Here is a 12,202-nt window from a genome sequence, read left to right on the forward strand (position 1 = left end):
AACAAATCTAAGTTATGGCACTTACAGTCCTTGGCGTTTTTGATAACGCATCCGAAGCCCGGCAGGCCGTTGAAAACCTGGTCAATGCGGGTATTACACGCCAGAACATCGATCTATCGCTCCGGTCAGATTCCTCGGCCGCCTATGGCGATACCACATCGAATCAATATACGACAACCCGTACCGACGACGATGATGATTCGGGTAGCAGTATTGGTAGTTTTTTCAGTTCGCTCTTCGACGATGACGACGACGCGAACCGATACGCCCGGGCCACTGAAAGCGGTTCGCTGGTGACGGTTCATGTTCAGACGGAAGATGAAGCTGAAAAAGCGGCCGATATCCTGGATGATGCCGGTGCCGTCAATGTCAATGAACGGCTACCCCTCTCTGACAGCCTGACCAACAAACCCAGTGCGTCGATGGGGGCCGCCTTCACCGATACGGATCAGCCAACGGGCGATCAGACCATCAAGGTTATCGAAGAAAATCTGGAGGTAGGCAAGCGTACCGTCGAAACGGGTGGTGTTCGGCTTCGCAGCCGGATTGTGGCTAAGCCCGTTGAAGAAAGCATCCGCCTGCGCGAAGAACGGGTCACCGTACAGCGCAATGCGGTCAACCGGCCGGCTACGGCTGCCGACCTGGATGCCTTTAAAGAAGGTCAGGTCGAGATGACTGAATACCAGGAAGTACCCGTGGTGTCGAAAACAGCAACGGTCGTTGAGGAAATTTCGGTGGGTAAGGATGTGACCGAGCACGACGAAGTAGTTCGGGATACGGTCCGTAAAACGGAGGTAGATATTGACGACATGACCGATTCAAAGAAGCCCCTGAGCGACGGCGATGAGGTGACCTATTCAACGAAATAATCGTAGACCTTTAACGATTGGAACGGCTGGAAACGGTCGTTCCAATAGCTGTATCCTGATTTTGTCTTAGCCCCCTATTAGCTGGACAAATTTTCTGAAAAGGTTGTGTCGTAAATTACCTGTGCTTCCTCCCATTTCTGCTGAGGTGTTACAAAACCAATCGAACGATGAAGACGGTGATTGTTGTAATGGAAAAAATAACGCCCTAACATTTCTTTGGCCTCATAATAGCTGTCAAATACATTGCGCTCGATCACATCATGTTCTAGAATGCTGTGAAAAGCTTCAATGTACGAGTTCTCTTCAGGGGTGGCCACATGAGTGAATTCCTGCTTGATTTCGGAGCTTTTCAAAAAGTTACGTACCGAGTGAGCAATGAATTGACTGCCATTATCATTGCGCAAAATGACGCCCTTCAGTTCATGATTCCGGTTGATTCGTCGAAAAAGATTGATTAAGTCGATTTGACGAATACTGCCTTGGAATAGCCAATCCAGAATTTTGCGGCTATACACATCAATGACGCTCAACAGATAGTAATTCCGCCGTTCCCCTTCTACCCAGACGTATTTGATATCCCAGCACAGGTATTCCAAGGGCTTGGTCGCTTCGATTCGTCTGAATTTAACAAATTCCCGCTTGCCCATCGGTCGGATCACTTTGCCCAGAAGTAAATTATGCTCTTGCATGAGTCGATACACCTTTTTCTTATTGATTAAGTATTCTTTTTTCAACTCGTGGGTGATGTATTCGTAGCCAAGGGCATTGAACTCAACATCCAGCAGTTGCCGAATACTGACCACGACCAGTTGGTTGTCTACCCACGATCCATCCCGTTTCATGGTTACCTGGCTGGGGCGTGCTCCAGGTCTACCTGATTGTGGTTGGTAGTAAAACACGCTCCGAGGTACACTAAGCCACTGGCATAACAGGGTACGACTTACTTGATTTTCAAACTGTTTCATGAGTGCTAGCTTCTCCTGGAGTGAATAGGAGTTTTTTTTAGTAGCTCACTTTTGATCTCCAGTTCCAAAGCTTGTTTTGCTACAATCCGCTTCAGGCGTTCATTTTCTTCTTCGAGCACTCGAAGCTGGGGATCGACGCGTGCGTAAGAATCTTTGAGGCCTTCTTTGCCTTTACTCAAATACTTCAATTTCCACTTGCGCAGCAGCGAAGGAGATAGATTGTATTTTCGACAAGTCTCGGCATGGCCGTCACGAATGGCTTCCTGGACGATAGAATAGCGGTCATCGGGAGTAAAACTCCGCCTTAATTTGCTCATGGTATCTGAATGTAAAAGGACTAAACTGTTTTTACAATTTTGTCCAGTCATTCAGGGGGTTAAGACAATTTCTATAATCAGGCAGGCAAAAAAACAGTGTCTCTAAGTCCTTTATAAGGTTTGCTTAAGTCCATTCTAAGCTCACAATACGTACTTTGAAAACAGGTAGTATTCCATAAATACAAACAATATGAACATTAAAATACATTCGCTGCGGTCCCTGCTGGCAACCGCATTCGTCGCCCTGTCGCTGACTGGCTTTCAGGCCTGTACCAGTGATTCTGAGAAGTCCCGCACCGGCGAAGCGGTCGAAAACACGGGAGATGCTATTGAGGCAGACGCCAAAGCAGCAGCGGACCAGACGGCTACGGATTTCCAGACGGAACGCGCTAAAGCGGTCACGAATCTGGAACAGGAGCGGGATGAACTCGATCAGGAAATCGACGAGCTTCAACGAAAAATAGATCGTAGCACTGACAAAGCAAAAGAGTCGATGAACCGGCAAATGGATGAGTTTAAACGGGAACACCAGGATTTGGACCGGGACATCGACAAAGCTAAAAATGCCACGGAAGATGCCTGGCAGGACATTAAAGCAGGCTTCAAAAAAGCAGGGCGTACCCTCGACCGGTCATTTGATAAGGCGGGTGACAAACTGGATACTAATGAATAACGATAACTTTTCCTCAGCATGCACGAAGCCTTATTTGGTGCACCGGTTATTCCACTGGAGCAACTCTGGACCGTCGAGAAAGCCGCGCCTAACCTGATTATCTGGGCTGCGCCAATCATGTTCTTACTGACGGGCGTCGAGATTCTGATTACGTACCTTCAGGAGAAACCGTACTACAACCGGCAGGAGACAATTGGGTCTACGCTGGTGGGAATCGGCTCCGTCGTGATTGGTACCGGCCTGAAATTTGCGTTGCTGTATGGGGTCGTCTGGATATACAACCTGCTCCCCTGGCGGATGGCACTCAACTGGTGGACGTTCATTCCCTGCTACGTTATTTTTGACTTTTTCAGCTACTGGGCCCACCGCATCTCCCACGAACGCCGGTTTTGGTGGACAACTCACGTGGTGCACCATTCAAGCGAACATTACAACCTGACGGTTTCCTTCCGGCTGAGTTGGATTCAGAATTTAAAGATCATTTTTTTTCTGCCTGTAGCGCTGATTGGCTTTCATCCCATTGTTTTTTTTACCGTCAGTCAGATCGCGGTTCTGTTTCAGTTCTGGGTGCATACCGAATACATCCGGCGGTTGCCTAAATGGGTTGAATTCATCTTCGCCACGCCGTCGAATCACCGGGTTCACCACGGATCGCAGGAGAAATACATCGACAAAAATTACGGGGCGACCTTTATTTTTTGGGATCGGCTGCTGGGTACCTATCAGCCGGAAGAAGAAGCTCCCGTCTACGGCATCACGACCAATATCGGTAACAAGGCCAACCCGATTCACATCAATTTCCATGAATTTATCGATATGGTAAACGACGTAAAAAAAGCCCGTGGGTTGCGGCAGAAGCTGTTTTATTTCTACGGCAGCCCCATTGCCGTAGCGCTAAAAAAGCAGCAGTTAACTCAGTCAGCCGATGTATCAGCGGCCAAGGATGCTGAACAGCCTACCCAATCGACAAGGTCATAGCAATGGGCTGACAGACCAATTCCGACCGCTGATCTGACAAGCCAGCCGTTTACTTACCCAGTTAATCACTGATCCGCCATTTTAACCTGTTCATCACCCACACGATGATTAATCTATTTCTTCTCCTACAGCCGCCCCGGGTCAACGAGCCACCATTTACGTTTAATGACGGTATTACACTATTCTGGCACACGGTACGCGATTTTCTAAAAGGAACCGTTGAGCGACTACCTTATCTCATTGTTGGCGCGGTGGTTTTTTTACTGTTCTGGCTGCTGGGGAAAGGGCTCAAAAAAGTTATCAATAAGGTAGCCGTTCAAAGCCATTCCATCGACGATACCCTGGCCAGCCTGATAAGCCGAATTGTCAGTTTGCTCATTACTGTGATTGGCTTTCTGGCGGCCTGTGTGGTAGTTTTTCCGTCGTTCAAGCCCGGCGACATCATTGCGGGCCTGGGCGTTACGTCGGTGGCTATTGGCTTTGCCTTTAAAGACATTCTCCAGAATTTTTTCGCCGGTATCCTGCTTCTGTGGCGTCGGCCGTTCAAAGTCGGCGACCAGATAAAAGTCAAAGAGTACGAAGGAACCGTCGAGGAAATCAACATGCGCTCGACGCGGCTCAAAACGTACGATGGCGAGCGAGCCATTCTGCCCAATGGCGACGTATACACCAGTTCTATTCTGGTTCGAACGGCGTACAATAAACGGCGGCTCAAATTTGTGGTCGGCATTGGTTACCCGGATTCGATTGAAGAAGCCCGACATGTGATTCACCACGTACTGGATGGCATCGAAGGGGTTCTGAAAGACCCCGGTTCCTGGGTATACGTCACGGAACTGGCGGGTTCATCGGTGAACCTGACGGTTTTTTTCTGGGTCGAGTCTCAGCAGGCCAATGCCCTGAAAGTAAGCGACCAGGTGGTGACGGGCATTAAACTGGCCCTTGACAAAGCCAGTATCGATATGCCGTTTCCGCATACGGTTGTGTTACTGGAAAACCAGCCCGGCAGCGATGGTCCGGCTATCTTATCGCGACCGCCGGCCAAAGCGAAAGCCGCTCCCCGTTTAAATGGTCAGAAAACATGATCGACATAGCAGCAACCCTCCACGACTGGGTTTTCAAGGGCTGGGAAAGCATCGGACGCGTAGTGTTCGTGGGCATACTAGCCTATATTGGCCTACTGATTTTTCTGCGTATTTCGGGAAAGCGTACTCTCTCGAAAATGAATGCTTTTGATTTAGTGATAACAGTGGCGCTTGGTTCTACCTTTTCGACTATCATCATCTCCCGCCAGACGGGCTTAGCCGATGGCCTCACCGCGCTCGCGCTGCTGGTTACCCTTCAATACAGCGTTGCCTGGCTGTCCATCCGATGGCCCTGGTTCCAGCGGGCAATAAAAAGTGAACCCACTCTGCTGTTTCACCAGGGGCAGTACCTCCGGCTGGCGTTGCGCCGGGAGCGGGTTGCCGAGGGTGAAGTGCTGGCGGCCATACGTAGTTCGGGCGCGGCCCGGCTGGAAGACGTAACGGCGGTTGTCCTGGAAACCGATGGTTCGTTTACGGTCATTCAGAAAGGAAGTCAGGACAGCGTTACCAGCCTTCAGAACGTCCAGCAACCAGCGACTGGCGAGTCTTATCCGACAACATAACGTGAAGTCGTTCACGCTCGTACGAAATGTATTTAGCATTGCCAATACCAAGTCTGAAAAGCTCAGTATAATCAAGGCTAATCCAATGCCTATTATATTAAAGGAAGGGTGTAAGCTGACATAGCTGAGCGCTGTTTATATACTGAGCGCCTAGATAGGTCAGCAATATTCATCACCAACAGGCCAGTTTTTTCGGTTGCTGTGCGCCTTTATTTGTTGAGAAAGTGACTTGCTTTTACCCGCTTAACGAATTCGGGGCTGGCCATTACTAGAAATTTTTTATTGTAAGGTAAATTGTTTTTAAGTTATCCTTGCTGTCCAGTTTTAGGGGAACACCACACGTATACATAGGTCAGACCGGGTTGTGTCTCAAAGCCGGGGCTCTTTTTTCGATACCGGTTATTTTTTCTGGTATTCTCTAGGAACAGCTAGTGGAAGGTCTCAAGCTGAAAACAGTCAGGAGCAGCCAGTGGCTAGGTTTCAGCGGGTGGCTGGCTGACGAGTTGTGATGGGGCCAGTCCGAACTGCTTTTTGAAGGCGAACGAAAAATGAGAGAGATTCTCAAAACCAGCGTGTATGTAAACATCAATGGGCCTTTGTTTTTTCACCGTAAGTTGGTAGTGAGCTCGCTCCAGACGTTTCTGCTGGAGCCAGCGACCCGGTGTCATCCTGAAAATTTGTTTAAAGTCTTTTTTGAACGTAGTCAGGCTACGTCCCGTCAGGTAGCTGAATTTCTCCAACGGCAGGTTGAACATAAAGTTCCGTTACATGAATTCAGCTAAATCTATTTTACCGGGCTCCTGTAAGACCGCTAGAATTCGCCGACTCTGTGGGTCGAACGCATCCAGCAAAGTCAGACATTCACTGATCTTAATCTCCGCCAGGTCCGGCGGTAACTCATTCTGCAACGTAAAATACGGAACGAGGGACTGAAAAAAGCTTTCCAGCAGCGGATGCTGACGTAGTGTAAGATGGCTCGTCCAGCGCTGTTCGGCCCGATTAGCCGGGCGGTCGCTGTAAAACTGATGCAGGGTTTCTTTTGAGAACAATATGGATACGGACCGGAAAGGCTCACCCTGGGCGGGTAACTTTGCCAGCCGTCCCAACTGATTGCTTGGGATAAGTACGGCGCTACCAGGACCAAACGTCTGGTTATGATCGGCGTAGGAAATCTCCAGCGTACCGGCATACACGTAAACCAGAGCGTGCTGATCCAGTACTACCTCCCGACTGTAATGCTTTTCCCGTTTGCAGGAAACAAAGATTCGGCCTTTCGTTGCTGCGCCGGACGGTACCATGGGTTGTTCGAATTAGCTGTCGGCAAAGTTATACCAATCCCAGGCGAATCAGGCTTTCGCCGGTGGCGAGCACCGCTTCTTCGTTCGAACGGGGCTGCCAGTTCAGCAGTCGCTGGGCTTTTTCGCTGCTGGCTCGTTTGACAAGGTCCAGATGCGGGATAATCAGCCTGACTTCTGGATTAAACCAACTGACGACACGAATCAGCCAGCTTGGGAGTTCGCGGGTTGGTACTTTGTCGGCCTGCTTCCCCAGGTTTGCCCGCAGGATTTTTGCGATATCCAGTACCGAGATCGACTCGCCCGCAACGGCGATGAATCGCTCACCCCTGGCTTTGGGCGATATCATCGCTTTCAGATGCAGATCGGCCACGTCCCGGACATCCACATAGCCAAAGCTGAGTTTAGGACAGCCCGCCAGTTCGCCCTTCAGCATCTGATGAATCGTTTTGATCGAGTGCGAATAGTCGGAGGAGAGTACTGGCCCCAGCACACCCGTTGGGTTTACCACAGATAGTTCCAGACCCTTGCCTTCCCCGTTTACGTATTCCCAAGCGGCCTTTTCCGACAGGGTCTTGGATTTCTGATAGGCTGGTAAAGGCTGGGTCAGATCCGACCAGTCTTCTTCCGTATAAGGCTGCTGCTTGTTGATGCCGTAACTGATTGCTCCGAAAGCAGAGGTGAGGACCACTCGTTTTACCCCGGCATCCCTGGCGGCCCCTAATACAAACAGGACACCGTTGACCGCCGGGATGATAAATTCGTCTTCGTGCTTTGCTGCCGGGTTAGGTGTGGGCGAGGCCGGATGAATGACGTACGTACATCCCTCAACTGCTTCCCGCCAGCCCGTTTTACTGGACAGATCGGCCTGCACAAAGGTGAGCTTAGAAAAATCGCGAATGCCACCAGTCGTCAGCATCTGCTTTACCTCCACTTCCCGGCTAAGCGATCGGAGAGACGCTTTTACGGCATAGCCATTATTCAACAGAGCAATGATGCAATGAGTAGCAATAAAACCTGAGCCGCCAGTTACCAGTACTGTTGGTTGCGTGCTTGATGTGTCCATTATTTTTTTAGGACAAAAGTAGCCGACTCCGGTACGGCGGACTTTGTTGTCCCGTCGTTTATACTTTGCTAAAACGGCACAGACAAGCCGACTGGTAACCTGCCGTAAAAGCAAGTATGTGTCGTCAGCGCACCGGTAAAATGAGAATAAACTCGGTTCCCTGCCCCGGCTGACTCTCAACGAGCAAAGCCCCGCCATGCCCTTTGGTAACGATGTCGTAGCTCAGCGAAAGACCGAGACCGATTCCGTCGCCGGTGGGTTTGGTAGTGAAGAACGGCTGGAACACTTTAGCTTTTACGCTGTCGTCCATGCCGATGCCGTTGTCCGTTACGCGAACTTCTATCTGGCTACCAACGGCTCTGGTACTGACAATAACCCGCGGCTGGTAGGACGCCAGCGATGTTTTCTGCTTTTCGTGAACGGCGTAGAAGGCATTCATATACAGGTTTAGTAGCACCCGCCCAATTTCCTGCGGGACTATTGCTACCGTGGTGACATCAGCACTGAAATCCGTTACCAATTCACAGCTGAATAGTTGTTCCTTTACCGGAACGCCGGACTGCGGACCGCCGGACCGAGAACTGCCGGGTCGCCGAATCCCGTTGTAGGCCAGACGCAGGTATTCGTCGCATAAGTCGTTAAGGTTGGTGGCCGTGCGCTCTCCGGAGCCGGAGTGGGCGTGGTCGAGCATATTCCGGACAATACGGCTGGCCCGGTGACCATGGCGTGTAATCTTCTCCAGGTTAACTTTCAGATCGTCCAGCAGTTCCTGTTCCAGAACCATGTCGCGGTCGGGTTTCTGGCGCTCGTCGGTGAGTTCAGTGACGAGTTCGGCGCTGACTTCCGAAAAGTTGTTGACGAAGTTCAGTGGATTTTGAATCTCGTGGGCAATGCCTGCCGTCAGCTCACCGAGCGAGGCTAGCTTCTCCTGCTGAATAAGCTGGGCCTGGGTCGCTTTCAGTTCATCGAGAGACGTAAGCAGTTGAGCCGTTCGTTCGTTTACCTGTTGCTCCAGTCGCTCGTTCTGGGTGGCCATGATCCGATTGCGCTCGATCTCCCGTTCTTTTTCCAGCTGCTCCTTTTCGATGGCCTGCTGAGCGACCCGCTTGCGGGCCAGATTGTAGCGATTGGCGAGGGTGATTGAAAAGAAAATAATCAGCCAGGCAAAACAGAAACTCTCGATGTATTCGGATTTGACAGGGATTGGTTCAGGCAAATCATACGAAAAGTAGGTCCACAACAAACGTCCGACCAACGTTTTCATCCAGTACAGAAACAGCGGTCCCGTGGCCAGCAGGGCAAACCGGGCATCGGTGGAGCCCCGCCTGATTATGCTCACGGTCATGACAATGCAGAGCAGGAAGACAATCCGTATCAGAATCTCGGTAAGGATCGACAATTCCAAAAGCGGTAGCGGCAGGAAACTTGGCGCCAAGAACTGGAAGACATTAACCAATGCCGTTAGCGCTAGAAAGAGGGTGGTTGCTTTGTTGAGCCGAGAAAGTGCCGCTACCGGTTGGATGAACTTGCGGATCGCCTGAATGAAAAAGATGAAAAACGTAATGAAAAAGAAGCTCCCGATCAGGTCGAAGAGATAGGGGTGTTCTTCAAAAAAGACGAGCCGGATCCGGTACTGGTTTCGGTCCAGCATAAAGAAAAACAGCGAGATGCTGAAATACAGGTAAACGCTGTCCCAAATGGAAAAGAATACAAACAGGTTGTAGCAGACCGCCAGGAACAGCCCCCCGATTATAATACCATCGAAAAAATAATCTTCCAGACCCCGATCAATCCGGACGTACGTGAAAGCGGCTCTAATTCGGTCACTTTCGGATTGGAACTGAGGAGAAATATACATTAAAGGAGCCTGCCAGAACGTGTTTTCGGCCCGCTCGTAAAGAATGGTTTGCTGGCCGGGTAACAGACGGAAAAGCAGTCGGCTCCGTTCTTTATTGCCGTTACGGTTCGGTAGCTGACTATGAGGAACCAGCAACCCCGTTCGCCCGTGACGCCACGACCGGCTGGAGTCCTGCCAGTACAAATCCAGGTAGGTGCTGGAAAAATCGCAGAAATACAGATCAAGTGGGTAAGGCAGCGTATTTTTAACCCGCATCCGAATCCAGCACACATGCGCCTTACGGGCCGGGCTGTAAAAGGAGCTGGCTCGAAATCCGGAACTGTGCCGTACCTGATCGAACGTCAGGGTACCACTGGCATCGTCCAGCACCTGAAAATAGGAAGTATCCGGCCTGACGAGCCCCGTATCGGCCTTTATGGTATAAACAGCGGGCCAGCCACGCTGTGCAACTCCTTCTGTCAGAAGGCCGACGTAAAGAAAAAGGAGGCAGTAAAATTTAGTCATACGCTGGCTGTCGGGAAAAGGCCTGGAGCGGGCAGATTTACCGCCTTCCGTATTGAATCCCACCCCGCATCATTGGCGATTATCAACAAAGATGCAGAAAGCTGACGCTTTGTCCAATGCGTTTCCGGCTGAACGAACGGTACCGGTTGTTCGATCTGCGTTTCATAAACAAAGTCCCTACGTAACGACTGACCGGTGAAATTTTATAAACTCCTGATTCCGGCTGCATCGCCATTCGTACAGAACCGGTAAACCCTTTTGGATCAGCGTGGTTCTGTGAAGAAGCCGACTCAGGAATATCCTGTCGGTTTTCAAAGAACTTATTGAGCACATCCATGAAAAAGAGGCAGTTGCCGACACGTATCGGCAGTCAGAAAATTGGGCAGGCGGCCGCCGGGCGACTGGCTGTCGGAGCGCTGGCCGTGGGCGCCATAGCCGTTGGAGCACTGGCGATTGGAACAATTGCGGTTGGGCAACTCCTGATTGGGCGGGCCTACGTACGTAAGCTACGCATTGGTGAACTGGAGGTAGACCGACTCATTGTTCACGAGACGAAGACTCTCTGACCGCAGGGCCGTCAGGCTCTGGTCCGTAGCCCCCTGAAGAGAGAGCATGACGCAAATAAACCGCTCCCCCTTCAGGGGGCTACGGGTAAGGCTAACCCGAACGTAACAGCCCTACGCTATACCGAATTATAAGTTAAACTCTGTGACGGTACACAGCATACTAGCGCAACGCTTTGTGAGTAAGTCAGATATCCGGCACAGATTCTCGGCCGATCTACAATCCGTAGAAGCGCGTTGTAATGAGTTCCGGGGGTATTTCAGCCGTTTCAATAAACAATCGAATCATGCAACCTTTTCAGATCAACGTTTCTCAGGAAATACTCGATGACCTACAGACGCGGCTGGGCAATACGCGCTGGCCCGACGACCTGACGGACACTGGCTGGCAGTACGGTACTGACCCGGATTATCTGCGTCAGCTGATACAGTACTGGCAGACTGGCTTTGACTGGCGCAGTCAGGAGAAAGCGCTGAATCAGTTTGCTAACTACCGAACCGATGTGGACGGCTATGGACTACACCTGATTAATGAGCGGGGGAAGGGCAACAATCCCATGCCGCTGCTGTTAAGTCATGGCTGGCCTGATTCGTTTTACCGGTTTTCCAAACTTATTCCGCTCCTGACCGATCCCGTGGCGCATGGAGGGAGCGCCGAAGATGCGTTCGACGTAATCGTTCCCAGTCTGCCCGGATTTGGTTTTTCGGATAAGTTGCAAAAAACGGGTAATTACAACCAGTGGACGTCTAACCTATTCAATAAACTCATGACCAGCACGCTGGGCTACGAACAATACGGCGCCCACGGGGGGGATGTGGGAAGTGGCATCACCGAAGCCCTGGCCATGTTGCATCCTGACTCGCTGACCGGTATCCACCTGATTGACGTACCGTACTGGCGACTGTTTGCCACGAAGCCCGATGAGCTGTCGGAGCCGGAAAAAAAGTACCTGCAGGACGGGCAGCAGTGGCAGATGCAGGAAGGGGCCTACGCCATGCAGCAGTCAACCAAACCGCAGACACTGGCTTATGGTCTGACCGACTCACCGGTTGGACTGGCGGGCTGGATCGTCGAAAAATTCTTTGCTTGGAGCGACACGCGGGGACAGATCGAAAACAGTTACACTAAAGACGAACTGCTGACCAACATCATGATTTACTGGGCGACCGGCACCATTCGATCGTCGTTTACGCCCTACTGGGATGATAAACAACAGTCCACCGAAGGTGAGTTACCCAAAGTGGCTGTACCAACTGGCATTACTATTTTCCCAAAAGATATTGTATCGGCTCCCCGCGCATTTGCCGAGCGGTTTTACAACGTCCAGCACTGGGCTGAGATGCCGCAGGGTGGGCACTTTGCCGCGCTCGAAGAACCCGAACTGCTGGCTGAAGAACTGCGTACTTTCTTCCGACCGTTACGAAACCGATAAAGTCACTACCTTAGCCAATGGGAAGGCGAGCGA

At 51.0% G+C, this 12,202-nt stretch carries 13 protein-coding genes; 7 read left to right on the forward strand and 6 right to left on the reverse strand.

The genetic code is table 11. The features are described from left to right. The first annotated feature begins 14 nt into the window (after window positions 1-14). Entirely contained in the window at window positions 15-869 is an 855-nt protein-coding gene (locus HU175_RS14770; RefSeq protein ID WP_176567327.1) for a YsnF/AvaK domain-containing protein, read from the forward strand. A 77-nt stretch (window positions 870-946) separates the two neighbouring features. Here the strand turns inward: HU175_RS14770 and HU175_RS14775 are convergent, their stop codons facing one another. Continuing rightward, on the reverse strand, window positions 947-1,834 hold the full coding sequence (locus tag HU175_RS14775; RefSeq protein ID WP_176566243.1) for an IS3 family transposase: 888 nt from the start codon (window positions 1,832-1,834) through the stop codon (window positions 947-949). Window positions 1,835-1,839: 5 nt separating this feature from the next. Beyond that, complete coding sequence (locus HU175_RS14780) at window positions 1,840-2,151, reverse strand: transposase (RefSeq protein WP_176566244.1); 312 nt, start codon at window positions 2,149-2,151, stop codon at window positions 1,840-1,842. Between the two features lie 190 nt (window positions 2,152-2,341). Between HU175_RS14780 and HU175_RS14785 the strand changes: the two genes are divergently transcribed. From HU175_RS14785 to HU175_RS14800, 4 genes are all read left to right on the forward strand, one after another. After that, window positions 2,342-2,824: a hypothetical protein gene (locus HU175_RS14785; protein ID WP_176567328.1), complete on the forward strand. Its 483-nt coding sequence runs from the start codon at window positions 2,342-2,344 to the stop codon at window positions 2,822-2,824. 18 nt (window positions 2,825-2,842) lie between these two features. Beyond that, window positions 2,843-3,802, forward strand: a complete 960-nt coding sequence (locus HU175_RS14790; protein ID WP_176567329.1) for a sterol desaturase family protein — start codon at window positions 2,843-2,845, stop codon at window positions 3,800-3,802. 104 nt (window positions 3,803-3,906) lie between these two features. Continuing rightward, on the forward strand, window positions 3,907-4,887 hold the full coding sequence (locus HU175_RS14795) for a mechanosensitive ion channel family protein (RefSeq protein WP_176567330.1): 981 nt from the start codon (window positions 3,907-3,909) through the stop codon (window positions 4,885-4,887). Then, complete coding sequence (locus HU175_RS14800) at window positions 4,884-5,450, forward strand: DUF421 domain-containing protein (protein WP_176567331.1); 567 nt, start codon at window positions 4,884-4,886, stop codon at window positions 5,448-5,450. Before HU175_RS14795 ends, HU175_RS14800 begins: the two co-directional genes overlap by 4 nt. A gap of 473 nt (window positions 5,451-5,923) precedes the next feature. On the opposite strand, the gene HU175_RS24850 is transcribed toward HU175_RS14800, so the two are convergent. The 4 genes from HU175_RS24850 to HU175_RS14815 all read right to left on the reverse strand — a co-directional run bounded on the left by HU175_RS24850 (window position 5,924) and on the right by HU175_RS14815 (window position 10,173). Beyond that, complete coding sequence (locus tag HU175_RS24850; RefSeq protein ID WP_228724170.1) at window positions 5,924-6,205, reverse strand: helix-turn-helix domain-containing protein; 282 nt, start codon at window positions 6,203-6,205, stop codon at window positions 5,924-5,926. A gap of 9 nt (window positions 6,206-6,214) precedes the next feature. Then, window positions 6,215-6,748, reverse strand: coding sequence for an AraC family ligand binding domain-containing protein (locus tag HU175_RS24855; RefSeq protein WP_228724171.1), 534 nt, complete (start codon window positions 6,746-6,748; stop codon window positions 6,215-6,217). Between the two features lie 28 nt (window positions 6,749-6,776). Further along, window positions 6,777-7,811: an SDR family oxidoreductase gene (locus HU175_RS14810; RefSeq protein WP_176567332.1), complete on the reverse strand. Its 1,035-nt coding sequence runs from the start codon at window positions 7,809-7,811 to the stop codon at window positions 6,777-6,779. A 124-nt stretch (window positions 7,812-7,935) separates the two neighbouring features. Continuing rightward, window positions 7,936-10,173 (reverse strand): ATP-binding protein, encoded by a 2,238-nt coding sequence (locus tag HU175_RS14815; protein WP_176567333.1) that lies wholly within the window; start codon window positions 10,171-10,173, stop codon window positions 7,936-7,938. A 335-nt stretch (window positions 10,174-10,508) separates the two neighbouring features. On the opposite strand from HU175_RS14815, the gene HU175_RS14820 reads away from it, so the two are divergent. Continuing rightward, a complete protein-coding gene (locus tag HU175_RS14820; protein ID WP_176567334.1) occupies window positions 10,509-10,739 on the forward strand; it encodes a hypothetical protein in 231 nt (76 codons plus the stop codon). A gap of 284 nt (window positions 10,740-11,023) precedes the next feature. After that, window positions 11,024-12,169 carry an epoxide hydrolase family protein gene (locus HU175_RS14825; protein WP_176567335.1) on the forward strand — a complete coding sequence of 382 codons (1,146 nt, stop codon included), beginning with the start codon at window positions 11,024-11,026 and terminating at the stop codon, window positions 12,167-12,169. The last annotated feature ends 33 nt before the right edge of the window (window positions 12,170-12,202 follow it).

The organism is Spirosoma sp. KUDC1026 (genome assembly GCF_013375035.1).
GTDB lineage: Bacteria > Bacteroidota > Bacteroidia > Cytophagales > Spirosomataceae > Spirosoma.